Genomic DNA, 22,138 nt, shown 5'->3' on the forward strand with positions numbered 1-22,138 from the left:
CCGGGCCGCGCCCTCGGCGGCCGGACCGGCTACGGCTCCATAACGGGCGCGGACGAAACAGGCGGAGTCGAAACAGGCCGGGCCCGTCCCTCAGCCCTTCGCGGCCTGCTGCACCATCTGCTTCAGCTTCGCCGGTGTCATCGTCTGGTCCTGGTAGATGTTCTTGCCGTTCAGCAGCACGGTCGGCGTGCCCGTGAAGCCGCCCTTGGAGAAGGCCTCGTTGGACTTGGCCACCCAGCTGTTGTGCGTGCCGTCCTCGACGCACTTGCGGAACTCGGCCGTGTCCAGGCCCTCCACCTTGCCCGCCAGGTCGAGCAGCTTGGCGGTGTCCGCGAAGGCGTCGTCGGCCTCCTGCGGCTGGCTGTCGTAGAGCACGTCGTGGTACTCGGTGAACTTGCCGGCGTCCTGCGCGCACGCCGCCGCGTTGGCCGCGGTGCGCGAACCCGTGCCGCCCATGTTGCCGTCGATGATCGTGGCCAGGTGGTAGTTCACCTTCAGCTGGCCGGCCGCCGTCAGCTCGTGGATCGTCGAGCGGTACGCCTGCTCGAAACCCTTGCAGGCCGGGCAGCGGAAGTCCTCCCAGACGGTGAGCGTCGAGCTGGCGCTCTCCTTGCCGACCGGGATGGCGAGGCCGTCCTTGCCCTGCGCCCCGGACGGCACCACCACCGGGCCCGCCGACTCGCCGCCGTCGTCCTTGCCCGCGTTCGCCGCAACGACGCCGATCACCGCCGCCAGTCCCAGGACGCCGACCACGGCGGCGCCCACGATGAGCGCACGCCGTCGCTTCTCGGCGGCCTTCTGCTTCTCGCGCTCGACCGCCAGCCGCTCCCGGGCGGTGCGCTTTGCCTCTCGGTTCTTCTCGCTCACACCCCGCAGAACGAACCGGGGAGGCGCACCGCGCCTCCCCGGTCCCAGGTCCACCCGTACGAGGGACCCGTAGGACGGTTTCCGTCCGCCACGCCTTCCGGCGCGGGCCCTACGCCTGTCCGCGCACGCCCTTCGCGAGGTCGCCGGCGAGTGCCCGGACGCCCTCGACGCCGGCCGCGTCGTCCGGCGCGTCCAGCATCCGCTTCACGAACGCCGAGCCGACGATGACGCCGTCGGCGAAGCGCGCGACCTCGGCGGCCTGGGTGGGGTTGGAGACGCCGAGGCCGACGCAGACGGGCAGGTCGGTGGTGGCACGCGTGCGCCGCACCAGGTCCTGGGCCTGCGAGCTGACCGTCTCCCGGGTGCCGGTGACGCCCATCAGGGAGGCGGCGTAGACGAAGCCGCTGCCGGCCGCGGTGATCTTCGCGAGCCGTTCGTCCTTGCTGCTGGGCGCGACCACGAAGACCGTGGCGAGCCCGTGCTTCTCGGCGTGCTCGCGCCACAGCTCCGACTCCTGCACGGGCAGGTCCGGCAGGATGCAGCCCGCGCCGCCCGCCTCGGCGAGCTCGGCGGTGAAGCGCTCGACGCCGTAGCGGTCAATGGGGTTCCAGTACGTCATGACCAGGATCGGCTTGCCGGTGGCGGCATGGGCCTCGCGGACCGTCCGCATCACGTCGGCGATCCGCACACCGCCGCGCAGGGCGATGTCGTCGGCGGTCTGGATGACGGGGCCGTCGAGGACCGGGTCGCTGTGCGGCAGGCCCACCTCGACGACGTCCGCTCCGCCCTCCAGCGCCGCCTTGACGGCCTCGATGCCGCCGTCGACGGTCGGGAAACCGGCGGGCAGGTAGGCGATGAGCGCCGCACGTCCCTCGGCCTTCGCCGCCGCGAGGGTGTCGTTCAGCAGCCGGATGTTCCCGCTCACTTGGCGTCCCCCTCGATCTCGGCGGTGTCGGCCGCGTCGGCGGCCACCTCGGCGTCGGTGTCGTACAGGCCGAAGTACCGCGCGGCGGTGTCCATGTCCTTGTCGCCTCGCCCGGACAGGTTGACCACGATCAGGCCGTCCGCGCCGAGTTCCCGGCCGACCTCCAGGGCGCCGGCCAGCGCGTGCGCGCTCTCGATGGCCGGGATGATGCCTTCGGTGCGCGACAGCAGACGCAGCGCCCGCATGGCCGCGTCGTCGGTGACCGCGCGGTACTCGCCGCGTCCGGTGTCCTTCAGGTAGGAGTGCTCGGGGCCGATGCCCGGGTAGTCCAGACCGGCCGAGATCGAGTACGGCTCGGTGATCTGGCCCTCGTCGTCCTGGAGGACGTAGGAGCGGGAGCCGTGCAGGATGCCGGGCTCGCCGGCGGTGAGGGTCGCGGCGTGCTCGCCGGTCTCGACGCCGTGTCCCGCGGGCTCGCAGCCGATCAGCCGGACGCCCTCGTCGGGAATGAAGGCGTGGAACAGGCCGATCGCGTTGGAGCCGCCGCCGACGCAGGCGACCGCGGCGTCGGGCAGCCGTCCGGCGCGCTCCAGGAGCTGGCGGCGGGTCTCGACGCCGATGACGCGGTGGAAGTCGCGGACCATCGCCGGGAAGGGGTGCGGGCCGGCGACGGTGCCGAACAGGTAGTGCGTGTGGTCGACGTTGGCGACCCAGTCGCGGAACGCTTCGTTGATGGCGTCCTTCAGGGTGCGGCTGCCGGACTTCACGGCGACGACCTCGGCGCCCAGCATGCGCATGCGGGCGACGTTGAGCGCCTGCCGCTGGGTGTCGATCTCGCCCATGTAGATGGTGCATTCGAGCCCGAACAGCGCGCAGGCCGTGGCCGTGGCGACGCCGTGCTGGCCCGCTCCGGTCTCGGCGATCACGCGCGTCTTGCCCATGCGCTTGGTGAGCAGGGCCTGGCCGAGCACGTTGTTGATCTTGTGGCTGCCGGTGTGGTTGAGGTCCTCGCGCTTGAGGAAGACGCGGGCGCCGCCGGCGTGTTCGGCGAACCGGGGCACCTCGGTGAGGGCGCTCGGGCGGCCGGTGTAGTTGACGAGCAGGTCGTCGAGCTCGCGGGCGAACTCGGGGTCGGCCTTGGCCTTGTCGTACTCGACGGCGACCTCGTCCACGGCGGCGACGAGCGCCTCCGGGATGAACTTGCCGCCGAACGCGCCGAAGTAGCCCTCGGCGCTGGGAATCCGACCCCCCGGGTCAGGAATGAAGAACTCGCTGGGCATGCGGATACCTCACGGTGAGCTTGTGGATGCGAAATCGCCGTGGGGGCCGAGGTCGTCCGGCGGCTGCGGACCAGGTGTGGCTTGTCGCGCCCGCGCGGCGGCGGCCGCGCATCGAACAGAGCCCCGCGCCCCTAGAAGGGGCGCTGCCATCGCCTTCCGTTGACCTGCCCGGGTTCGTCACCGATGACGTACCGCACCCGCCGGCCGTGCACCCGGCGTGCGGGCGCGCGGCAGCCCCGGGGCCGGCAGCCGCGCGCGAGGCGGGCGTGCGGGTCCCGGGTCGTCAGGGTGATGGGGAGCGTCATCGGGGCAAGCCTAGCGGGGTGTCAGCCGCGTCCGTGCCGCAGCGCGGGGTGCTCGCCCGCCGCGACCAGGTCGGAGACGGCCGCCTTCGGGTCGCGGCCGGTGACGAGGGACTCGCCGACCAGGACCGCGTCGGCGCCGGCGTTGGCGTACGCGATGAGGTCGTGCGGGCCGCGGACGCCGGACTCGGCGACCTTGACGATGTGGGCGGGGATCTCCGGGGCGACCCGCTCGAAGGTGCCGCGGTCGACCTCCAGGGTCTTGAGGTTGCGGGCGTTGACGCCGATCACCTTGGCGCCCGCGTCCACCGCCCGGTCGACCTCCTCCTCGTCGTGCACCTCGACGAGCGGCGTGAGCCCGATGGACTCGGCACGCTCGATGAGGGACTCCAGGGCGGACTGGTCGAGGGCCGCGACGATCAGCAGCGCGAGGTCGGCGCCGTACGCGCGCGCCTCCCACAGCTGGTACGACGTGACGATGAAGTCCTTGCGCAGCAGGGGGATGTCCACGCGCGCGCGGACCGCCTCCAGGTCGGCCAGCGAGCCGCCGAAGCGGCGCTGCTCGGTGAGCACGGAGATGACGGCCGCGCCGCCCGCCTCGTAGTCCGCGGCGAGCCCGGCGGGGTCGGCGATCGCGGCGAGCGCGCCCTTGGAGGGGCTGGACCGCTTCACCTCACAGATGACCTTGACGCCGTCGCCGCGCAGGGCCGCGACGCCGTCCTTGGCCGCGGGGGCCTTCGCCGCGCGCTCCTTGAGCTCGTCGAGGCTGACGCGCGCCTGCCGCTCCGCGAGGTCGGCACGGACTCCGTCGATGATCTCGTCGAGCACACTCACGCGAGCGGCCCCCTTCCAGCGGTTGGTCAAAACGGTGGGCTTGCGCCACCGTCCTCGCCTCCCGGGCGAACCGCTGGGCGAAACCGGTGGTCATTGCGATGGTATCCGCAGGGCGGCCCCGGTCTCGCATCCGGTTGACGTCGGTCCCAGAAACTGGACATGTGGGAATCAATCAGGGGTGCAGCCAGCCGCCGAACGGCAGGTTGCGGACCACCGTGAAGACCAGCAGCAATGTCCCCGCGGTCCACAGGTGGACCGGCCCCGGGTCGAGCCGGAACGGCCGGCCGCGCGCCGCGCGGACCACCCAGACGGTCCACAGCACCGCGCAGAACAGATAGCCGGCGACGGCGAGCGCGTTGGCCTGGAGCGCCGCCGCGAGGTCGCCATGGACGACGGCGTGCGCGCTGCGCAGCCCTCCGCAGCCGGGGCAGTAGATGCCGGTGAACCGGAGCAGCGGGCAGGCCGGGTAGTGGCCGGGCTCGTTCGGGTCGACCGTGCCGACGTACGCGAAGGCGCCGGCGACGGCCGCGAGGGCCCCGGCGGGTGCGGCGAGCCGGCGCAGCACGGGACGCGGGGGCGGCGGGCCCGTCGTCCGGGCCGCCGGGTGCTGGACGTCCGTCGTGCGCGGGCTGTCGGTTTCCACGTCCCGCATTGTGCCCCGCGCGGGGCGCGGACGCGCGTGAGGGACGGGCCCGTGGGTCCGGGTCCGCCCCTCGGCGAGGTCGTACGGGGTTCCGCTCAGGCGCCGGCCGGCTCGCGCTCCTGCGTCTTGCGCGCGGTGCGGGCGTTGCGCGGCTGGCCGAGGCCCGCCTTGCTCATGAGGCCGCCGATGACGCCGCCGATCAGCACGATGACCATGCCGGCCCAGAAGCCCGCCGGCACCGACATCACCATGAACGCGCCCGAGACGCAGAAACCGATGAAGGCGATGATGACACCGGTCCAGGCGGCCGGGGTGTGACCGTGGCTGCTGCCCGCCATTGCTTGCTCCTCGTTGCTGTGTACGTGTCTGAGCAGGATGCTCGCGCTCATTGTCCCGCACGCGTGCGCGTGCCGTGAGCGGGGGTGCGCCACGCGCGCGTGGCGCCCGGGGCGATCAGGCTCCCGTGGGGTCCTCGCCCCGGTCGAGGGCCTTCCAGAGGTCCTCGGGGCGGTCGGGGTCGGTGGCGGGGGCGGCGCGGCGGCCGGGGCGGGCGGTGCCGCGCTCGTAGCGGCCGGACATCGCGGGCCACAGCCGGCCGTGGCGCAGCGCGAGCAGTCCGGCGAGCAGGAGGAGCACGCCGCCGGCGACCGCGACGTAGGGCCAGCCGGTGTGGCTGAGCGCGTCGACGGTGGCCGAGGTGTCGCCGGTGGCCCGCGCGGCCTTCTCGTCGAGGGCGCCGCTGTCGGAGGCGCCGAGCAGGGCGGCGGTGATCGTGCCGGCGCCGCACAGGGCGAGCAGGGCGGCGACGGCGACGCGACCGGCGCGGCGGACGGCGAAGACGGCGACGAGGGCGGCGAGGCCCACGACGGCGAGCGCGGCGGGGACGCCGGTGACGTCGCTGCCCTTCACGGTCAGCGGGAACTCGCCGCCGGCCACCGTCGCGGTGCCCTCCGACCAGCGCTGACGGGTGGCCAGCAGGGTCACGGCCGCGCCGAGCGCGCCGCTGAGGAGGGCGGCGGCCAGGCTCCGGCGGCCGGCCCGTGCGGGTCCTTCGGCTTCGGAACGGGGGTGCGGTGCAGCAGTCACGTGCTCCAGTGTCGCCCGAGCCCGGGGCGAACCGTCACCCGGGGTTCACGAGAGAAGCACCCCACCGCGCCCCCGGCCGTTCCGTGGCGCCTACCGGCCCAGCCGGTTGGCCGTGTGCACCGCGCGCAGCACCGCGGCGGCCTTGTTGCGGCACTCGGTGTCCTCGGCGACCGGGTCGGAGTCGGCGACGACACCGGCGCCGGCCTGGACGTAGGCGGTGCCGTCGCGCAGCAGGGCGGTGCGGATGGCGATGGCGGTGTCGGAGTCGCCGGCGAAGTCGAGGTAGCCGACGCAGCCGCCGTACAGGCCGCGCCGGGACGGTTCGAGTTCGTCGATGATCTGCATGGCGCGCGGCTTGGGCGCGCCGGAGAGCGTGCCGGCCGGGAAGCAGGCGGTGAGGACGTCGAAGGCGGTGCGGCCCGGCGCCACGCGTCCGGTGACCGTCGAGACGATGTGCATGACGTGCGAGTACCGCTCGATCGACATGAAGTCGACGACCTCGACGGAGCCCGGCTCGCAGACCCGCCCGAGGTCGTTGCGGCCGAGGTCGACCAGCATGAGGTGCTCGGCGCGTTCCTTGGGGTCGGCGAGGAGTTCCTCGGCGAGGGCCTGGTCCTCCTGCGGGGTGGCGCCGCGGTGCCGGGTGCCGGCGATGGGGTGCACCATGGCCCGCCCGTCCTCGACCTTCACCAGCGCCTCGGGGGACGAGCCGACGACGTCGAACCCCTCGAAGCGGAAGAGGTACATGTACGGGGAGGGGTTGGTGGCCCTCAGGACGCGGTAGACGTCGAGGGCGCTCGCCGTGCAGGGCGTCTCGAAGCGCTGCGAGGGGACGACCTGGAAGGCCTCGCCCGCGCGGATGCGCTCCTTGATGTCGTCGACGGCCCGCTGGTAGTCGGGGCCGCCCCACAGCGCGGTGTACTCGGGGAGTTCGGAGGGCGGGAGCACGGCCGGGGGCTGGGCGACCGGCCGGGAGAGGTCGGCCTCCATGGCGTCGAGGCGGGCCACGGCGTCCGCGTACGCCTCGTCGACGCCGGTCTCCAGGTCGTTGTGGTTGATCGCGTTGGCGATCAGCAGGACCGAGCCCTCCCAGTGGTCCATCACCGCGAGGTCGCTGGTGAGGAGCATGGTCAGCTCGGGCAGCCGCAGGTCGTCGCGCTCGCCGGGACCGATCTTCTCCAGGCGGCGCACGATGTCGTAGCCGAGGTAGCCGACCATGCCTCCGGTGAAGGGCGGCAGACCCTCCTGGTGCGGGGTGTGCAGGGCCTCGACGGTGGCGCGCAGGGCGGCGAGCGGGTCGCCGTCGGTGGGGACGCCGACGGGCGGGACGCCCAGCCAGTGGACCTGGCCGTCCCGCTCGGTGAGCGTGGCGGCGGAGCGGACTCCGACGAAGGAGTAGCGGGACCACGAGCGGCCGTTCTCGGCGGACTCCAGCAGGAAGGTGCCGGGGCGCTCGGCGGCGAGCTTGCGGTAGAGGGCGACCGGGGTGTCGCCGTCGGCGAGGAGCTTGCGGGTGACGGGGATGACGCGGCGGTCGACGGCGAGCTTGCGGAACGTGTCGAGGTCCATGGCGGGTGACCTTACTGATCCTGGGCGGCGGGGCCGCTGTCGTCGTCCTTGAGCAGTACGTCGGCGTCGAAGCAGGTGCGGGCGCCGGTGTGGCAGGCGGCGCCGGTCTGGTCGACCTTGACCAGCACGGTGTCGGCGTCGCAGTCGAGGGCGACGGACCTGACGTGCTGGACGTGCCCGGAGGTGTCGCCCTTGACCCAGTACTCCTGGCGGCTGCGGGACCAGTAGGTGCAGCGGCCGGTGGTCAGGGTGCGGTGCAGCGCCTCGTCGTCCATCCAGCCGAGCATGAGCACCTCTCCGGTGTCGTACTGCTGGGCGATGGCGGGCAGGAGACCGTCCGGGCTGCGCTTGAGGCGCGCGGCGATCTCGGGGTCGAGGCGGCTGGGCCGGGGGGACGAGCTGGTCATGGGGGCCATTGTGCCGCGCGGCGCCCGGGTGTCCGGCGCAGCGTCCACTGTGCGGACCCGGTGGGCGGTCGTAGGCTGGCGGCATGTCGACCCATGCGAAGCGTGAACGACTTCTTCTCGCCGACCTGCTGGAGACGGCGGGTCCGGACGCGCCGACCCTGTGCGAGGGCTGGCGGACCCGTGATCTGGCCGCGCACGTGGTGGTGCGCGAGCGCCGTCCGGACGCGGCGGGCGGCATCCTGGTCAAGCAGCTCGCGCCGCGCCTTGAGCGGGTGACGGCGGAGTTCCTGGCGAAGCCGTACGAGGAGCTGATGCAGCTCATCCGGACGGGCCCGCCGCGATTCTCGCCGTTCTCGTTGAAGCAGGTCGACGAGATGTCGAACACGGTCGAGTTCTACGTCCACACGGAGGACGTGCGCCGGGCCCGGCCCGACTGGACGCCGCGCGAGCTCGACCCGGTGTTCCAGGACGCCCTGTGGTCCCGGCTGGAGCGCACGGCACGGCTGATGGGCCGGGGGGTGCCGACCGGTCTGGTGCTGCGCCGTCCGGACGGGCAGACGGCGGTGGCCCGGCGGGGCACGCCGGTGGTGACGGTGACCGGTGAGCCGTCGGAGCTGGTGCTTTTCGCATACGGTCGGCAGAGCGCCGCCAAGGTGGAGACGGACGGCGACGCGGACGCGATCGCCAGGCTGCACGAGTCGAAGCAGCTCGGGATCTGACCCGGACCGCCTGCGGAAGGACGCCCCGTGATCAAGGTCGCCATGACCAGTGTGTACGTCGACGACGTCGCGAAGGCCCACGCCTTCTACACGGACATCCTCGGCTTCGAGACCCGCATCCGCATGGACATGGGCGGCGGCGACCTGTTCGTCACGGTGGGCGCGCCCGAGGGGGCCCAGCCGGACCTCCAGCTGCTGCTGGAACCCGGGCAGGGCCCGATCGCCGAGCCGTACCGCAGGTCGGTGCGCGAGGCGGGGCTGCCGGCCATCGTGTTCTCGGTGGACGACGTGCGCGCCCAGTACGAGCGGCTGCGCGGCCTCGGCGTGCTCTTCCCGCAGGAGCCGCAGGAGCAGGGCCCGGTGATCACGGCGGTGCTGGACGACACGGTGGGCAATCTGATCCAGCTGGCGCAGCCCAAGGTCTGAGGCCCGCCGCTGTGCTCGGCTCGGGTGCTCAGCGCGGCAGTTCGGCGCGCCTCAGCTCGCCGAAGCACAGCACGACGATCCCGCCGAGGCCGCAGACCGCCGCACTGGCGGCGAACACCGGGCCGGTGCCCCAGGCGCCGATCGCGGCGGCGGCCACCGGCATGCTGAGCGGGGCGAGCCCCAGGGCGACCATGCTCGCCACGGAGGTCACGCGGCCGAGGTAGGCGGGCTCCGACGTGGTCTGCAACAGCGCGCCGCACAGGGCCCCGCTGAGTCCGGCGAGCAGTCCGACGAGCAGGGCGGTGCCGACGGCCACGAGCACGCCGGGCGCCTGGGCGAGGTAGCCGAGGGCGGCGGCGCCGGGCAGGATCGTGCCCGCCATGACGTACCCGGCGTGCGGGAGCCGTCCCCGTACGGTCAGCAGCAGCGAGGCGAGTCCGGCGCCCGTGCCGAATCCGGCCAGGATCCAGCCCATGCCGGTGGCGCCCCAGTCGCGTTCGTCGGCCAGCAGGGTCAGGCCGACGTTGAGCGGGCCGACGAACCCGAGGTCCGCGAGGGCGATGGCGAGGACGAGGGGGGCGAGGACGCGGTGCCGGCGGATGTAGCGCAGTCCGTCGCGCAGTTCGGCCCGGGCCGTCGGACCGGCGGGCGCGGTCCTGGCGGGCGCGGTCACGGCGGGCGCGGTCACGGTGTCGTCCGGCGGCAGGTCCCGGACGCGGACGCCGATCAGCAGCGGCACCGACACCGCGGTCAGCAGGCCCGCCACGGCGAACGCGGTGGCGGCGCCGCCGAGGGCCACGCAGAGGCCGCCCAGCGGGGCGCCGACCACGCCCGCGACGCGCACCGCCAGGCCGCGCATGCCCTGCACCCGTGCGAGCTGGTCCCGGCTCGTCAGGCGCGCGGGCAGGGCGCCCACGGCGGGCAGGAACACCGCGTCGACGGTGCCGAACACCAGGGCCAGCGCGGCCAGCGGCCACAGTCCCGGTTCGGTCAGGAACAGCAGGGCGGCCACCGCGAGGACGGCCGCGCAGCGCACGATGTCGCTGCCGATGACGACGCGGCGCGGTCCGAACCGGTCGGCGATCACTCCCCCGCCCAGCATCAGCAGCGCACGCGGCACCGCGCTCGCCGTCATGACGAGCCCGGCCTGTGCGGGCGTGCCGGTGCTCACGGCGGCCCAGGACAGGGCGATGTAGTACATCTGGTCGCCGACCATCGAGGCGGTGTAGGCCCCGACCCAGCGCAGGACGTTGCCGTCCCGGTGCGCGGGTCCGCCGGTGACGGGGCTCTTGCCCAGGAGTGTCGTGGCCACGGGCGGACGTCCTCTCAGACGCGGAACGGGAATCCGTACACGTGCAGCGCGACGTTCTCGCGCCCCTCGCTGTCGCCGGCGGCCTCGGCGGCGCGGCCCTTGGCGTCGTACTTCTTCAGCAGGGCGTGCAACTCCCCGGACAGCTCGGCGAGTTCGGCGGCCGTGAGCCGGGCCAGGTACTCGGAGTCGAAGGAGGCGCTCTTCCACTCGGCGCTCCAGTGGGGCCGGGCGTCGAGGTGCCGCCGGTAGAGCTCGCTGCGCTGCTCGTAGATGAGCCGGGAGGCCGCGGTGTGCGCGGCGACCTTCTCGGGGGCGTCGCTGAAGTCCTCGTCGTGGATGCTGAGGCCGTCCGACGCGGGCCGCCACCAGCGTTCGCGCCCGTCCCCGCTCTGCGGCTCGGCCTGCTCGATCAGGCCGTGGTCGGCGAGCTTGCGCAGGTGGTAGCTGACCAGGGACACGGCCTCGTCCACCTGGTCGGCGAGGTGCGAGGCGGTGGCCGTGCGGTTCACGTACAGCAGCCGGTACAGCCGCATCCGCAGCGGGTGGGCCAGCGCCTTGAGCGTGCCCATGTCGGTGATCCGCCGGTTCTCCTTGCTTGCCATGGGCTCACCGTAGACGCGAAGGAAAAGTTGCACAACATATTTTGCGCAACTTCTCTTGCGCATCTGGGGACGGGAAAGCCCCGGCCGCCACCGACGGGCGACCGGGGCTCGGAGTTCCGGAATCCGGGTGCTACCTGACCGGCCGCCCGGCCTCGCGCAGTGCCTGCTTGACCTCGCCGATCCGCAGATCGCCGAAGTGGAACACCGACGCCGCGAGCACCGCGTCCGCGCCGGCTTCGACGGCCGGCGCGAAGTCGGCCAGCTTGCCGGCACCGCCGGAGGCGATCACCGGGACGGTCACGTGCTTGCGGACCGCCGCGATCATCTCCAGGTCGTAGCCGTCCTTGGTGCCGTCCGCGTCCATCGAGTTGAGCAGGATCTCGCCCGCGCCCAGCTCGGCCGCCCGGTGCGCCCACTCCACCGCGTCGATGCCGGTGCCCCGGCGGCCACCGTGGGTGGTCACCTCGAAGGAGCCCGACTCGGTGCGCCGCGCGTCCACCGACAGCACCAGCACCTGCCGGCCGAAGCGCTCGGCGATCTCCCGGATCAGCTCGGGGCGGGCGATCGCGGCCGTGTTGACGCCCACCTTGTCGGCGCCCGCGCGCAGCAGCCTGTCCACGTCCTCGGCGGTACGCACGCCGCCGCCCACGGTCAGCGGGATGAACACCTGCTCGGCGGTGCGCCGCACCACGTCGTAGGTGGTCTCGCGGTTGCCGGACGAGGCGGTGATGTCCAGGAACGTCAGCTCGTCGGCGCCCTCGGCGTCGTACACCTTGGCCATCTCGACGGGGTCGCCCGCGTCGCGCAGGTTCTGGAAGTTGACGCCCTTGACGACCCGGCCGTTGTCCACGTCCAGGCAGGGGATGACTCGTACGGCCAGGGTCATGCGGATGCTCCGTGTTCTCCGCCGGTGCGGAACGCCTCCACCTCGACCTCGACGACCAGGCTGGGGTCCACGAAGCCGGAGACGATGATCATCGATGCGGCGGGCCGGATCGCGTCGAACAGCTCCTTGTGGGCGCGTCCGACCTCGTCCACGTCCCGGGCGTGGGTGATGTACATGCGCGTCCGCACGACGTCGTCGCGGCCGAGGCCGACCTGCTCCAGCGCCTCGAACGCGACGTTGAAGGAGTTGACCGTCTGCTCGTACGGGTCTCCCCCGGCGATCTGGCCGTCCACCACGGACGTGCAGCCGGACACCAGCACCAGGCCGTTCGGGAGCTCCACCGCCCGGGAGTACCCGAAGGTCTCCTCCCAGGGCGCTCCGGTCGTGACGCGCCGTACATCGCTCACTTGGCCACCGCCTCCAGGGCCTCTTCCAGGGTGAACGCCTTCGCGTACAGGGCCTTCCCGACGATCGCGCCCTCGACACCGAGGGGGACGAGTCCGGCGATGGCGCGCAGGTCGTCCAGGGACGAGACGCCGCCGGAGGCCACCACCGGGCGGTCGGTCGCCGCGCAGACGTTCTTCAGCAGCTCCAGGTTGGGGCCCTGGAGCGTGCCGTCCTTGGCGATGTCCGTGACCACGTAGCGCGCGCAGCCCTCCTTGTTGAGGCGCTCCAGCGTCTCGTAGAGGTCGCCGCCGTCGCGCGTCCAGCCGCGGCCGCGCAGCGTCGTGCCGCGTACGTCGAGACCGACGGCGATCTTGTCGCCGTGCTCGGCGATGACCCGGGCGACCCACTCGGGGGTCTCCAGGGCGGCCGTGCCGAGGTTCACGCGGGTGCAGCCGGTGGCGAGGGCGGCGGCGAGGGTGTCGTCGTCGCGGATGCCGCCGGACAGCTCGACCTTGATGTCCATCGCCTTCGCGACCTCGGCGATCAGCTCGCGGTTGTCGCCGGTGCCGAACGCGGCGTCCAGGTCCACCAGGTGCAGCCACTCGGCGCCCGACCGCTGCCAGGCGAGGGCGGCGTCCAGCGGGGAGCCGTAGGAGGTCTCGGTGCCGGACTCGCCGTGCACGAGGCGGACGGCCTGGCCGTCGCGGACGTCGACGGCGGGGAGGAGTTCGAGCGTGCTCATCTCTACAGGGTCTCGATCCAGTTGGTGAGGAGCTGGGCTCCGGCGTCGCCGGACTTCTCGGGGTGGAACTGCGTGGCCCACAGGGCACCGTTCTCCACGGCAGCCACGAAGGGCTTGCCGTGCGTGGTCCAGGTGACCCTGGGCGCGGCGAAGGTCGGGTTGTGCGTCTCCAGGTTCCAGTCGTGCACGGCGTAGGAGTGCACGAAGTAGAACCGCGCGTCCGGGTCCAGGCCGGCGAACAGCCGGGAGTCGGCCGGTGCGTCCACGGTGTTCCAGCCCATGTGGGGCACGACCTCGGCCTGGAGCGGTTCGACCGAGCCGGGCCACTCGCCGAGGCCCTCGGCCTCCACGCCGTGCTCGATGCCGCGCGCGAAGAGGATCTGCATGCCGACGCAGATGCCCATGACGGGGCGCCCGCCGGACAGCCGCCGGTCCACGATCCAGTCGCCGCGCGCCCGGGTCAGGCCGTCCATGCAGGCGGCGAACGCGCCGACGCCGGGCACCAGCAGCCCGTCGGCGTTCATGGCCTTGTCGAAGTCACGGGTGATCTCGACGTCGGCGCCCGCGCGGGCGAGGGCGCGCTCGGCGGAACGGACGTTGCCGAAGCCGTAGTCGAAGACGACGACGCTCTTGGCGCTCAATTCCACACCTCCAGCCTCATGACGCCCGCGACGAGGCACATCGCGGCGCCGATCGAGAGGAGCACGATCAGGCTCTTGGGCATCTGCTGCTTGACGAACGAGATCACGCCGCCCGTGAGGAACAGGCCGACGCCGATCAGCAGGGTCGACAGGCCGTTCACTGTGCCCCTCCGTTCGCTTCTCCGCCCGCGCGGCGCGGAGGTGCGGCGTTCGTCGTCGTCCGCGGCCCGGCGGCCGGGCGTGCGCCGCTCACAGGGCGCCCTTCGTGGAAGGCAGGATGCCGGCCGCGCGCGGGTCGCGCTCGGACGCGTAGCGCAGGGCGCGGGCGAGGGCCTTGAACTGGCACTCCACGATGTGGTGCGCGTTGCGCCCGTAGGGCACGTGCACGTGCAGCGCGATCTGGGCCTGCGCGACGAAGGACTCCAGGATGTGCCGGGTCATCGTGGTGTCGTACTCGCCGATCATCGGCGCCATCTTCTCGGGCTCGGTGTGCACGAGGTAGGGGCGGCCGGACAGGTCGACGGTGACCTGGGCGAGGGACTCGTCCAACGGGACCGTGCAGTTGCCGAAGCGGTAGATCCCCACCTTGTCGCCGAGGGCCTGCTTGAAGGCGGCGCCCAGCGCGAGGGCGGTGTCCTCGATGGTGTGGTGGGAGTCGATGTGCAGGTCGCCCTCGGTCTTCACGGTCAGGTCGAACAGACCGTGCCGACCGAGCTGGTCGAGCATGTGGTCGTAGAAGCCGACGCCGGTGGCGATGTCGGTCTTCCCGGTGCCGTCGAGGTCGATCTCGACGAGCACCGACGTCTCCTTGGTGGTGCGCTCCACGCGCCCAACGCGGCTCATGCGCTCTGCTCCTTCTTCAACTCACGGACCGCGTCGAGGAACGCGTCGTTTTCGGCCGGGGTGCCCGCGGTGACCCGCAGCCATCCCGGTACGCCGTTGTCCCGGACCAGGACGCCCCGGTCGAGGATCTTCCGCCAGACCTCGTGCGCGTCGTCGAAGCGGCCGAACTGCACGAAGTTGGCGTCGGACTCGGTCACCTCGTAGCCCGTCGCACGCAGTTCGGCGACCAGCCGGTCCCGCTCGGTCTTCAGCTGCTCGACGTAGCCGAGCAGGGTGTCGGTGTGCTCCAGGGCGGCCAGCGCGGTCGCCTGGGTGACGGCCGACAGGTGGTACGGCAGCCGGACGAGCTGGACGGCGTCCACGACGGCAGGGTGCGCGGCGAGGTAGCCGAGGCGCAGCCCGGCAGCGCCGAACGCCTTCGACATCGTGCGGGACACGACCAGGTTCGGCCGGCCCTCGATGAGCGGCAGCAGCGAGTCGCCGTGGCTGAACTCGATGTACGCCTCGTCCACGATCACCATGGACGGCTTCGCCGCCTGCGCGGCCTCGTACAGGCCGAGGACCGTCTCGGGCGGGACCGCGGTGCCCGTGGGGTTGTTGGGGGTCGTGACGAAGACGACGTCCGGCCTGTGCTCGGCGACGGCCTGCCGGGCGGCGTCGAGGTCGATCGTGAAGTCCTCGCCCCGCGGCCCGGAGATCCAGCCGGTGCCGGTGCCGCGCGCGATGAGACCGTGCATCGAGTACGACGGCTCGAAGCCGATCGCCGTGCGGCCGGGCCCGCCGAAGGTCTGCAGCAGCTGCTGGATGACCTCGTTGGAGCCGTTGGCCGCCCACACGTTGGCGAGGCCGACCTCGTACCCGGAGGTGTCCGTCAGGTACCCGGCGAGCCGCGTGCGCAGTTCGACGGCGTCGCGGTCCGGGTAGCGGTTGAGGTGCCGGGCGGCCTCGCGGACCCGCTCGGCGATCCGCTCGACCAGCGGCTCGGGCAGCGGGTAGGGGTTCTCGTTGGTGTTCAGCCGTACGGGGACGTCCAGCTGGGGCGCGCCGTAGGGGGACTTGCCGCGCAGCTCGTCCCGTACGGGGAGGTCGTCGATGCCGAAGCTCACTTGCTCTCAGGTACCTTCCATCCGAACCGCGCCTTGATCGCCGCGCCGTGCGCGGGCAGGTCCTCCGCCTCCGCCAGCGTCACCACGTGGTGCGCGACCTCGGCCAGCGCGTCCTTCGTGTAGTCGACGATGTGGATGCCGCGCAGGAAGGACTGGACGGACAGGCCGGAGGAGTGGCAGGCGCAGCCGCCGGTGGGCAGGACGTGGTTGGAGCCGGCCGCGTAGTCCCCGAGGGAGACCGGCGCCCAGGGGCCGACGAAGATCGCGCCGGCGTTCCTGACGCGCTCGGCGACCGCGGCGGCGTCGGCGGTCTGGATCTCCAGGTGCTCCGCGCCGTACGCGTCGACCACGCGCAGGCCCTCCTCGATGCCGTCGACCAGCACGATCGCGGACTGCCTGCCCTTGAGGGCCGGCACGATCCGGTCGTCGACGTGCTTGGTGGCGGCGACCTGGGGCTTCAGCTCCCGCTCGACCGCGTCCGCGAGCTCCGGGGAGTCGGTGACGAGGACGGCGGCGGCCAGCGGGTCGTGCTCGGCCTGGCTGATCAGGTCGGAGGCGACGTGCACCGGGTCGGCGGTGGCGTCGGCCAGGACCGCGATCTCGGTGGGGCCTGCCTCGGCGTCGATGCCGATCTTTCCGGTGAAGTAGCGCTTGGCGGCGGCGACCCAGATGTTGCCGGGGCCGGTGACCATGTTGGCGGCCGGGCAGGACTCCGTGCCGTACGCGAACATCGCGACGGCGGTGGCCCCGCCCGCGGCGTACACCTCGTCCACGCCGAGCAGCGCGCACGCGGCGAGGATCGTCGGGTGCGGCAGCCCGCCGAACTCGGCCTGGGCCGGTGAGGCGAGCGCGATCGACTCGACGCCGGCCTCCTGTGCGGGCACGGCGTTCATGATCACGGACGACGGGTAGACCGACCGGCCGCCGGGCGCGTACAGGCCGACGCGCTCGACCGGCACCCACTTCTCGGTGACGGAGCCGCCGGGCACGACCTGCGTGGTGTGGGTGGTGCGGCGCTGGGCGCGGTGGACGAGACGGGCGCGGCGGACGGACTCCTCCAGGGCCGCGCGCACGGCCGGGTCCAGCTCCTCCAGGGCACGGGTGAGCGCGGCGGCCGGTACGCGCACCTGGTCGAGCTTGACGCCGTCGAACTTCTCGGCGAAGTCGATCAGCGCCGCGTCGCCCCGATGATGCACGGCCTCGCAGATCGGACGCACCTTTTCGAGGGCGGCCGAGACGTCGAAGTCGGCTCGGGGCAGCAGGTCGCGCAGGGCGGGACCCTCCGGGAGGGTGTCGCCGCGCAGATCGATTCGGGAGATCACGTGCTCAATTCTCTCAGACCCGTGACAAGCACCGTGCCCGCGTATCAATGGCTGATACGAACCCCTCGCGCGGCCTCCCCGCCGACCGGTGCGGCACCCTCGGGCGAGCCGGAAAGTCACCCCTTACTTTTGGTGACTTTCAGTGTTCGACCCGTCACTAAGCGGGCATGAACAGGTGTACGAAGACACCGACTCGCGAGTAGCAGTGGAGGGAGGGATTGCTGTGAACGAGGGGGCGGGCATCCGCGCCGGAGACCTGCCGGACGACCTGACCGCCGCCGAGGCCGGCATGTGGCAGGCCTTCCGCAACGGCAGCGTGTACGACCTGAGCAGCGGCGACGCGCAGGTGGACGACCCGCACGGCGGGCACCCGTGGGGCCCGGAGCGGACCGTGCGGGCCCGCATAGTGTGCTGGCTGCTGCTGGACGGGCCGCCCGCCCTCGCGGGCCGGGTGTCGGCGCTGAAGCTGGTCGGCGTGCACATCAGCGGCTCGCTGGACCTCGCGGGCGGCACGGTGGCGCCGTACCTGGAGATGCGCGGCTGCCGTTTCGAGCGGGAGATCCTGTTGCCGGAGGCCCGTTTCAGCACCGTCCGGCTGGTGGACTGCGACGTGCCGCGGCTGGAGGCGGCCCGCGTGCACACGGAGGGCGATCTGCACCTGCCGCGCTGCCGGTTCCACCGGGGCATCCGGCTCACCGACGCCCAGATAGGCACCGACCTGATGCTCAACCAGGCGATCGTGCACCGCGACCGCAGCGGCCGCTCGATCGCCGCGGACGGCCTCGCCGTCGGCCAGGACCTCCAGGCGGAGATGCTGGAGACCGACGGCGAGCTGAGCCTGCGCGGCGCCACGGTCGGCGTCTCGCTGAGCCTGCGCGGCGCCCGGCTGGCCAACCGCTACACGCGCCTCGCGCTGAACGCCCCGCAGCTGACCGTGGAGCGCACCCTGTACCTGACGCCCGCCGGCCTCGGGAACCCCCTGATGAGCGGCACGACACCGGCGCAGGGCACCCGCGTCCAGCGCTTCGAGTGCCGGGGCGGGGTGCGGCTGGACGACGGCCGGTTCGGGGACGCGGTCGATTTCGGCCAGGCCCGGTTCGTCCTCACCGACGAGCAGGAGGTGTCGCTGCGCCGGGTGCAGACGCCCGAGCTGCGCTTCCTCGGCGACCGCCCGGAGCGCGGCCGGGTGGTGCTGTCCGGGGCGCGGTTCGTCAACCTGATGGACCGGGCGGACAGCTGGCCGGGACCGGGCCGGCTGCACATGGGCGGCTTCACCTACGAGAACCTGGTTCCGCGCGGCCCGTTCACGCTGACCGAGCGCCTGGACTGGGTGGCCGCCGCGACCGCCGAGTACAACCCCGAGCCGTACGAACTGCTCGCCGCCGTGCTGCGGGCCGGCGGCGAGGACGAGGACGCCCGCGAGGTGCTCCTCGCCAAGCAGCGCAGGCGCCGCGAGAGCCTGCCGCTCGCCGCGAAGATGTGGGGCTACGCGCAGGACTGGACGGTCGCCTACGGGTACCGGCCGGGGCGGGCCGCGGTGTGGATGGCGGTGCTGTGGGCGGCGGGCTCCTTCGCCTTCGCGCAGGCCGACCACCCACCGCTGAAGCGGGGCGAGCACCCCGAATGGGACCCCGCCCTGTTCGCCCTCGACCTGCTGCTTCCGGTGATCGAGCTGGGCCAGGTGGGCTTCTGGCAGCTGAGCGGCGGCTGGCAGTGGCTGGCCGCGGCAATGATCCTGCTGGGCTGGGTACTTGCCACGACAGTGGCGGCGGGCGCGACACGGCTGCTGCACCGGAACTGACGCCGGGAGACCGGCACGGGCCGCCGGAACCGACGGAACGGCACCGGGTCCGCCGACCGGGCGGAACGGCCCCCGCCGTCGGGGCCGTCCGTACGCACGCGTCAACACCACCCGTACGGGGGCACAACCATCACCGCCCGTCGCCGGTCAGGACACCCGCACAACGTTGACCGCACCACCACGTCGGTGAGCGAACCGGCCCCGCCGTGGCGGCGCCGGTCCCCGGCGCGAAGGAGGGCCCCGCACCATGGCTCTGCTGGACGCGTTCCTCCGTACGAGCCGGGCACGGCGGAGGGCGTCGCCCCTGTCGTTCGGGCTGCCCGGCGACGGGGAGGTACTGCTGGACGCCGCGGACGACCGGCTCGGCCCGGTCCTGGTCGCCGCCGCGCGCGGCGAGTACCGGCCCGCCGCCGGCCTGCTCACCGGCACCCGCGAGGGCGCCGAGTGGGAGCGCCGCGACCGGTACGTGACCCGGCTCGCGCACTTCGCGCGGTTCCGCGCCGAGTGGCTCCAGCACTGGTGCGCCACCGCCCCGCACGACCCGGGCGCGCTGCTGGTGCGCGCCCGGCTGGCGGTGGACCGCTGCTGGGAGTCGCCGGCCCCGGGCGAACTCCTGCACCGGGTGCGCCCGCTGGTCGGCGCGGCCGTCGAGCGCGGCGGCCCCGACCCGGTCCCCTGGCGCGTCGCGCTGGACCACGCCCGCGGCACCGACGCGCCGCACGCCGAGTTCGAGACGCTGTGGGAACAGGCGGTGCGCCGCGCCCCGCACCACTACGGCTGCCATGTCGCCGCCCTCGACTACCTGGCCGCGGCCTCACCCGGCGCCCACCGCGAGTGCCTGGACTTCGCCGAGACGGCCGCGCAGGACGCGCCCCTCGACTCCCTGGTCCAGGCCCTGCCGCTGCGGGCGGCGTTCACCTGTCTGACCGAGGGCGATCCGGCCGGCGTGGGCCGGGACAGGCTGGACGCGGCGGCCGACCGGGCCGTCGCCCTGTCCGCGGTGTCCGGGCCCGCCGACCCCTGGACGGCGGGCTTCCGCAACCTGCTGGCGTACGTGCTGGTGCGTCTGGACCGGTACCGGGACGCCCTGGAGGAGTTCCGGCTGACCGGCCCGTACGCCACGTCCTTCCCCTGGGACCGGGACACCGACGACCCGCTCGGCCGGTTCCTCCAGGTCCGGGGCGACGTCCGCGCCGCGGTGGCCGCCACCCTTCCGGCCACCGGTTTCGGCCCCCCGCACGGTGAGCGGGGCGGACGTGTCGGCCCCGCGGAGCATTAGGCTTCTGGGTCGTGACCACCGTCCGGCTCCCCCTCTTCCCACTGAACTCGGTGTTGTTCCCGGGGCTGGTGCTCCCGCTCAACGTCTTCGAGGAGCGCTATCGCGCCATGATGCGCGAGTTGCTCAAGACCGCCGAGGACGAACCGCGCCGGTTCGCCGTCGTGGCGATCCGCGACGGCCACGAGGTGGCGTCCACCTCGCCCGGCCTGCCCGACCCGACGGCGCTGCCGGAGCGCGGGCCGTCCGCCGGCTTCGGCCCGGACCCGCTCAGGGCGTTCCACAAGGTGGCCTGCGTCGCGGACGCGGCGACGGTCCGGGAGCGTCCCGACGGCACCTTCGAGGTGCTGGCGACCGGCACGACCCGGGTGCGACTGGTGTCGGTGGACGCCTCCGGCCCGTTCCTGACGGCCGAGCTGGAGACCCTGGAGGAGGAGTCCGGCGACGGGGCGGGCGCGCTGGCCGAGGGCGTGCTGCGGGCCTTCCGGCAGTACCAGAAGCGGCTCGCGGGGGCGCGGGAGCGGTCGCTGGCGACCGGCGCCGACCTGCCGGACGAACCGTCCGTGGTGTCGTACCTGGTGGCCGCCGCGATGATGCTGGACACCCCGACGAAGCAGCGGCTGCTCCAGGCGCCGGACACCGCGTCCAGGCTGCGCGACGAGCTGAAACTCCTTCGCTCGGAGACGGCGATCATCCGTAGTCTTCCGTCGTTGCCGGCGGCGGAACTGACGCGCGGCCCGACGAGCCTCAACTGAGGCGCGGAACTCCCAGGGAACAGGGCGGGATGGCGAAGAAGTCGAAGAAGCAGCAGGACAAGGGGTCGGGCGGCACGCCCGCGACGGTGGCGCTCACGGCGGCCGGGGTGTCGTACACGGTGCACTCCTACGACCACGACCCCGCCCACCCGTCGTACGGCGAGGAGGCCGCCGAGGCGATGGGGGTCTCCCCGGACCGGGTCTTCAAGACACTCGTGGCGGACGTCGACGGGACCCTGACGGTCGCGATCGTGCCGGTGGCGGGCCAGCTGGACCTCAAGGCGCTGGCGGCGGCGGTCGGCGGCAAGCGCGCCGCGATGGCCGACCCGGCGCTCGCGGAACGCACCACCGGCTATGTCCGCGGCGGCATCTCGCCGCTCGGCCAGCGCAAGCGGCTGCGCACGGTGCTGGACGCGTCGGCGTCGTCGCACGCCACGATCTGTGTCTCGGCGGGCCGCCGCGGCCTGGAGGTCGAGCTGTCCCCGGACGACCTGGCCAAGCTGACGGACGCGGTACTGGCACCGATCGGCCGGGCCTGAGCCACGGGCCGCGCGGCGGCGCGTGCGGCCGGGCGCGGAGCCGGGCGCGGGGCCGCACATGGGACCTCCCGCCGGACGCAGGGCCGAGCGCGGCGGAGCACGGGGCCTCCCGTGGCGGAGACCCGCCCCGGCGCGAGGTGGAGGCCCGCCCCGCGCGGCGCGCTCACTGCTTCGGCGGGACCCCTTGCGGGGTCTGGACCTGCTGGTACGGGGGGTACGGCTCCGGGTCGCGCGGTCCGAACATCGCCGTCAGGCCGAGGTGGACGACCAGCGCCGTGAGGGACCACGCGAGCAGCGCGCCCTTCGCGCCGAGCCGGAGCGGCGCCGAGAAGGTCACGCCCTGGCCGACCTGCTTGGCGTGCGCGACCACGTCCTGTTCGGGCCCGAGCCACACCCCGAGCCGCCACGCGAGCAGCGAGCCGAGCAGTCCGCCGACGGCGAGCGCCACGACCAGCGGGACTCCCCCGCGCCGCCGCGCCAGGAAGGCGATGCCCGCGCTGACGGTGCCGAAGGCCAGCGCGAGCAGCGTGAACGTTCCGTCCACGCCCACCGCCTGCTCGCCCTCGGTGTCCTTGAGGTAGACCACCCAGCTGTCGCCGGTCACGTCACCGACCAGCGGCACGTGCGGCGCCAGCCACCACCACAGCACCCCGAGCAGCGCTCCGCACAGCGTCACGGCCACCGTGGTCACGGCGGCTTCCCGCAGTTCCGTCTTCATGCCGGGGCCGTCCTGTCCGTACCAGCCGAGCCCGCTTCCCCGGGGCGCGTCCGCCGCGTACCCGGCGGCGGGCTGCTGCCACGCCCGGTGCGCGGACTGTTCGTGCGGTGGTGGAGGTGGAGTAAGAGGTGCGGTCACCCTGACATCGTG

Annotated in this window: 27 protein-coding genes; 6 read left to right on the top strand and 21 right to left on the bottom strand. The window is 73.3% G+C overall.

Annotated elements, in window-relative coordinates; genetic code table 11:
• Nucleotides 1-90: 90 nt before the first annotated feature.
• The 10 genes from QC282_RS01390 to hisI all read right to left on the bottom strand — a co-directional run bounded on the left by QC282_RS01390 (nucleotide 91) and on the right by hisI (nucleotide 7,913).
• Nucleotides 91-867 carry a thioredoxin domain-containing protein gene (locus tag QC282_RS01390; RefSeq protein ID WP_279547267.1) on the bottom strand — a complete coding sequence of 259 codons (777 nt, stop codon included), beginning with the start codon at nucleotides 865-867 and terminating at the stop codon, nucleotides 91-93.
• Nucleotides 868-976: 109 nt separating this feature from the next.
• Nucleotides 977-1,792, bottom strand: coding sequence for a tryptophan synthase subunit alpha (gene trpA, locus QC282_RS01395; protein WP_279547268.1), 816 nt, complete (start codon nucleotides 1,790-1,792; stop codon nucleotides 977-979).
• Complete coding sequence (trpB, locus tag QC282_RS01400; RefSeq protein WP_279547269.1) at nucleotides 1,789-3,072, bottom strand: tryptophan synthase subunit beta; 1,284 nt, start codon at nucleotides 3,070-3,072, stop codon at nucleotides 1,789-1,791. Before trpB ends, trpA begins: the two co-directional genes overlap by 4 nt.
• A 131-nt stretch (nucleotides 3,073-3,203) precedes the next feature.
• On the bottom strand, nucleotides 3,204-3,377 hold the full coding sequence (gene trpM, locus QC282_RS01405; RefSeq protein ID WP_279547270.1) for a tryptophan biosynthesis modulator TrpM: 174 nt from the start codon (nucleotides 3,375-3,377) through the stop codon (nucleotides 3,204-3,206).
• A gap of 21 nt (nucleotides 3,378-3,398) precedes the next feature.
• Nucleotides 3,399-4,208: an indole-3-glycerol phosphate synthase TrpC gene (trpC, locus tag QC282_RS01410; protein WP_279547271.1), complete on the bottom strand. Its 810-nt coding sequence runs from the start codon at nucleotides 4,206-4,208 to the stop codon at nucleotides 3,399-3,401.
• Nucleotides 4,209-4,380: 172 nt separating this feature from the next.
• Complete coding sequence (locus tag QC282_RS01415; protein WP_279547272.1) at nucleotides 4,381-4,860, bottom strand: DUF2752 domain-containing protein; 480 nt, start codon at nucleotides 4,858-4,860, stop codon at nucleotides 4,381-4,383.
• Nucleotides 4,861-4,946: 86 nt separating this feature from the next.
• Nucleotides 4,947-5,189: an HGxxPAAW family protein gene (locus tag QC282_RS01420; protein WP_279547273.1), complete on the bottom strand. Its 243-nt coding sequence runs from the start codon at nucleotides 5,187-5,189 to the stop codon at nucleotides 4,947-4,949.
• A gap of 115 nt (nucleotides 5,190-5,304) precedes the next feature.
• Nucleotides 5,305-5,946 carry a TIGR02234 family membrane protein gene (locus QC282_RS01425; RefSeq protein WP_279547338.1) on the bottom strand — a complete coding sequence of 214 codons (642 nt, stop codon included), beginning with the start codon at nucleotides 5,944-5,946 and terminating at the stop codon, nucleotides 5,305-5,307.
• Between the two features lie 81 nt (nucleotides 5,947-6,027).
• A complete protein-coding gene (locus QC282_RS01430; RefSeq protein ID WP_279547274.1) occupies nucleotides 6,028-7,506 on the bottom strand; it encodes an anthranilate synthase component I in 1,479 nt (492 codons plus the stop codon).
• A gap of 11 nt (nucleotides 7,507-7,517) precedes the next feature.
• Nucleotides 7,518-7,913, bottom strand: coding sequence for a phosphoribosyl-AMP cyclohydrolase (gene hisI, locus QC282_RS01435; protein ID WP_279547275.1), 396 nt, complete (start codon nucleotides 7,911-7,913; stop codon nucleotides 7,518-7,520).
• An 83-nt stretch (nucleotides 7,914-7,996) separates the two neighbouring features.
• Here hisI and QC282_RS01440 point away from each other — a divergent pair, with 83 nt between their 5' ends.
• Both QC282_RS01440 and QC282_RS01445 read left to right on the top strand, forming a co-directional pair.
• Nucleotides 7,997-8,632, top strand: coding sequence for a TIGR03085 family metal-binding protein (locus QC282_RS01440; RefSeq protein WP_279547276.1), 636 nt, complete (start codon nucleotides 7,997-7,999; stop codon nucleotides 8,630-8,632).
• 27 nt (nucleotides 8,633-8,659) lie between these two features.
• Nucleotides 8,660-9,058: a VOC family protein gene (locus QC282_RS01445; protein ID WP_279547277.1), complete on the top strand. Its 399-nt coding sequence runs from the start codon at nucleotides 8,660-8,662 to the stop codon at nucleotides 9,056-9,058.
• A 28-nt stretch (nucleotides 9,059-9,086) separates the two neighbouring features.
• On the opposite strand, the gene QC282_RS01450 is transcribed toward QC282_RS01445, so the two are convergent.
• The 10 genes from QC282_RS01450 to hisD form a co-directional block, all read right to left on the bottom strand.
• On the bottom strand, nucleotides 9,087-10,370 hold the full coding sequence (locus QC282_RS01450; RefSeq protein WP_279547278.1) for an MFS transporter: 1,284 nt from the start codon (nucleotides 10,368-10,370) through the stop codon (nucleotides 9,087-9,089).
• A 14-nt stretch (nucleotides 10,371-10,384) separates the two neighbouring features.
• Nucleotides 10,385-10,972, bottom strand: a complete 588-nt coding sequence (locus tag QC282_RS01455) for a helix-turn-helix domain-containing protein (protein ID WP_279547279.1) — start codon at nucleotides 10,970-10,972, stop codon at nucleotides 10,385-10,387.
• Between the two features lie 130 nt (nucleotides 10,973-11,102).
• Entirely contained in the window at nucleotides 11,103-11,858 is a 756-nt protein-coding gene (hisF, locus tag QC282_RS01460; RefSeq protein ID WP_279547280.1) for an imidazole glycerol phosphate synthase subunit HisF, read from the bottom strand.
• The gene (locus QC282_RS01465) at nucleotides 11,855-12,265 is read right to left on the bottom strand and encodes a RidA family protein (RefSeq protein ID WP_279547281.1); all 411 of its coding nucleotides are present in this window, start codon (nucleotides 12,263-12,265) and stop codon (nucleotides 11,855-11,857) included. The genes hisF and QC282_RS01465 overlap by 4 nt, the downstream gene beginning before the upstream one ends.
• Nucleotides 12,262-12,987, bottom strand: coding sequence for a bifunctional 1-(5-phosphoribosyl)-5-((5-phosphoribosylamino)methylideneamino)imidazole-4-carboxamide isomerase/phosphoribosylanthranilate isomerase PriA (gene priA / locus QC282_RS01470; protein WP_279547282.1), 726 nt, complete (start codon nucleotides 12,985-12,987; stop codon nucleotides 12,262-12,264). The genes QC282_RS01465 and priA overlap by 4 nt, the downstream gene beginning before the upstream one ends.
• A 2-nt stretch (nucleotides 12,988-12,989) precedes the next feature.
• Entirely contained in the window at nucleotides 12,990-13,628 is a 639-nt protein-coding gene (gene hisH, locus QC282_RS01475) for an imidazole glycerol phosphate synthase subunit HisH (RefSeq protein ID WP_279547283.1), read from the bottom strand.
• Nucleotides 13,625-13,789, bottom strand: a complete 165-nt coding sequence (locus tag QC282_RS01480) for a hypothetical protein (protein WP_279547284.1) — start codon at nucleotides 13,787-13,789, stop codon at nucleotides 13,625-13,627. The genes hisH and QC282_RS01480 overlap by 4 nt, the downstream gene beginning before the upstream one ends.
• A gap of 88 nt (nucleotides 13,790-13,877) precedes the next feature.
• Nucleotides 13,878-14,471: an imidazoleglycerol-phosphate dehydratase HisB gene (hisB, locus tag QC282_RS01485; RefSeq protein WP_053129260.1), complete on the bottom strand. Its 594-nt coding sequence runs from the start codon at nucleotides 14,469-14,471 to the stop codon at nucleotides 13,878-13,880.
• On the bottom strand, nucleotides 14,468-15,577 hold the full coding sequence (locus QC282_RS01490) for a histidinol-phosphate transaminase (protein ID WP_279547285.1): 1,110 nt from the start codon (nucleotides 15,575-15,577) through the stop codon (nucleotides 14,468-14,470). Before QC282_RS01490 ends, hisB begins: the two co-directional genes overlap by 4 nt.
• A complete protein-coding gene (gene hisD / locus QC282_RS01495; RefSeq protein WP_279547286.1) occupies nucleotides 15,574-16,899 on the bottom strand; it encodes a histidinol dehydrogenase in 1,326 nt (441 codons plus the stop codon). Before hisD ends, QC282_RS01490 begins: the two co-directional genes overlap by 4 nt.
• Before the next feature lie 223 nt (nucleotides 16,900-17,122).
• Between hisD and QC282_RS01500 the strand changes: the two genes are divergently transcribed.
• The 4 genes from QC282_RS01500 (at nucleotide 17,123) to ybaK (ending at nucleotide 21,270) form a co-directional block, all read left to right on the top strand.
• The gene (locus QC282_RS01500) at nucleotides 17,123-18,700 is read left to right on the top strand and encodes an oxidoreductase (protein WP_279547287.1); all 1,578 of its coding nucleotides are present in this window, start codon (nucleotides 17,123-17,125) and stop codon (nucleotides 18,698-18,700) included.
• A 247-nt stretch (nucleotides 18,701-18,947) separates the two neighbouring features.
• On the top strand, nucleotides 18,948-19,979 hold the full coding sequence (locus QC282_RS01505; protein ID WP_279547288.1) for a hypothetical protein: 1,032 nt from the start codon (nucleotides 18,948-18,950) through the stop codon (nucleotides 19,977-19,979).
• An 11-nt stretch (nucleotides 19,980-19,990) separates the two neighbouring features.
• The gene (locus QC282_RS01510) at nucleotides 19,991-20,731 is read left to right on the top strand and encodes an LON peptidase substrate-binding domain-containing protein (RefSeq protein WP_279547289.1); all 741 of its coding nucleotides are present in this window, start codon (nucleotides 19,991-19,993) and stop codon (nucleotides 20,729-20,731) included.
• Between the two features lie 29 nt (nucleotides 20,732-20,760).
• A complete protein-coding gene (ybaK, locus tag QC282_RS01515; RefSeq protein ID WP_279547290.1) occupies nucleotides 20,761-21,270 on the top strand; it encodes a Cys-tRNA(Pro) deacylase in 510 nt (169 codons plus the stop codon).
• 163 nt (nucleotides 21,271-21,433) lie between these two features.
• On the opposite strand, the gene QC282_RS01520 is transcribed toward ybaK, so the two are convergent.
• Nucleotides 21,434-22,126, bottom strand: coding sequence for an AAA family ATPase (locus QC282_RS01520; protein WP_279547291.1), 693 nt, complete (start codon nucleotides 22,124-22,126; stop codon nucleotides 21,434-21,436).
• Nucleotides 22,127-22,138 lie beyond the last annotated feature (12 nt).

The sequence above is a fragment of the Streptomyces sp. DH24 genome (assembly GCF_029813775.1).
Classification (GTDB): Bacteria; Actinomycetota; Actinomycetes; order Streptomycetales; family Streptomycetaceae; genus Streptomyces.

What these genes read in the sequence shown, in the direction of transcription:
- hisB (WP_053129260.1), bottom strand. Translation starts at nt 14,471, where the DNA reads ATGAGCCGCGTTGGGCGCGTGGAGCGCACCACCAAGGAGACGTCGGTG.
- priA (WP_279547282.1), bottom strand. Translation starts at nt 12,987, where the DNA reads ATGAGCACGCTCGAACTCCTCCCCGCCGTCGACGTCCGCGACGGCCAG.
- QC282_RS01415 (WP_279547272.1), bottom strand. Translation starts at nt 4,860, where the DNA reads ATGCGGGACGTGGAAACCGACAGCCCGCGCACGACGGACGTCCAGCAC.
- ybaK (WP_279547290.1), top strand. Translation starts at nt 20,761, where the DNA reads ATGGCGAAGAAGTCGAAGAAGCAGCAGGACAAGGGGTCGGGCGGCACG.
- QC282_RS01455 (WP_279547279.1), bottom strand. Translation starts at nt 10,972, where the DNA reads ATGGCAAGCAAGGAGAACCGGCGGATCACCGACATGGGCACGCTCAAG.
- trpB (WP_279547269.1), bottom strand. Translation starts at nt 3,072, where the DNA reads ATGCCCAGCGAGTTCTTCATTCCTGACCCGGGGGGTCGGATTCCCAGC.
- hisI (WP_279547275.1), bottom strand. Translation starts at nt 7,913, where the DNA reads ATGACCAGCTCGTCCCCCCGGCCCAGCCGCCTCGACCCCGAGATCGCC.
- hisF (WP_279547280.1), bottom strand. Translation starts at nt 11,858, where the DNA reads ATGACCCTGGCCGTACGAGTCATCCCCTGCCTGGACGTGGACAACGGC.
- QC282_RS01430 (WP_279547274.1), bottom strand. Translation starts at nt 7,506, where the DNA reads ATGGACCTCGACACGTTCCGCAAGCTCGCCGTCGACCGCCGCGTCATC.
- QC282_RS01420 (WP_279547273.1), bottom strand. Translation starts at nt 5,189, where the DNA reads ATGGCGGGCAGCAGCCACGGTCACACCCCGGCCGCCTGGACCGGTGTC.
- QC282_RS01440 (WP_279547276.1), top strand. Translation starts at nt 7,997, where the DNA reads ATGTCGACCCATGCGAAGCGTGAACGACTTCTTCTCGCCGACCTGCTG.
- trpM (WP_279547270.1), bottom strand. Translation starts at nt 3,377, where the DNA reads ATGACGCTCCCCATCACCCTGACGACCCGGGACCCGCACGCCCGCCTC.
- QC282_RS01505 (WP_279547288.1), top strand. Translation starts at nt 18,948, where the DNA reads ATGGCTCTGCTGGACGCGTTCCTCCGTACGAGCCGGGCACGGCGGAGG.